This window comes from Bradyrhizobium sp. Crot121 (assembly GCF_059512385.1).
Genome location: NZ_JCAMOR010000462.1, coordinates 1 through 379, shown reverse-complemented (window position 1 = coordinate 379; position 379 = coordinate 1). Strand labels below are relative to the sequence as shown.

General features: G+C 65.7%; 1 protein-coding gene. It reads left to right on the top strand.

The features are described from left to right. Positions 1-125 precede the first annotated feature (125 nt). Positions 126-379 (top strand): IS3 family transposase (locus AC5ZGW_RS47485; protein ID WP_496114319.1); only part of this gene is annotated, 254 nt, incomplete at its 3' end.

Genomic DNA, 379 nt, shown 5'->3' with positions numbered 1-379 from the left:
CGGGCCTTTGACGCGGGTGTCGGGCGGGAGAGCGAGGACGCGCGCGAACGCGAGATCGAGAAGCTGCACGCCAAGATCGGACAACTGACAGTCGAGCGCGATTTTTTAGCACGGAGGTCCGGAAGATGAGCACGCCGGACCGTCGAGGAATGCTCGATCGCGCCGACCAGGCGCTGTCGATCCGCCGGCAATGCATGTTGCTTGGCATCGCGCGCTCCGGGGTCTACCGGCCGCCACGGCCGGCCAACGACAACGACCTTGCCCTGATGCAGCGGATCGACGAGCTGTTCACCGCCTGGCCATTCCTGGGCTCGCGGCGAATGACCGCGATGCTGAAGGCTGAGGGGCTTCAGGTCAATCGCAAGCGCGTGCAGCGGTT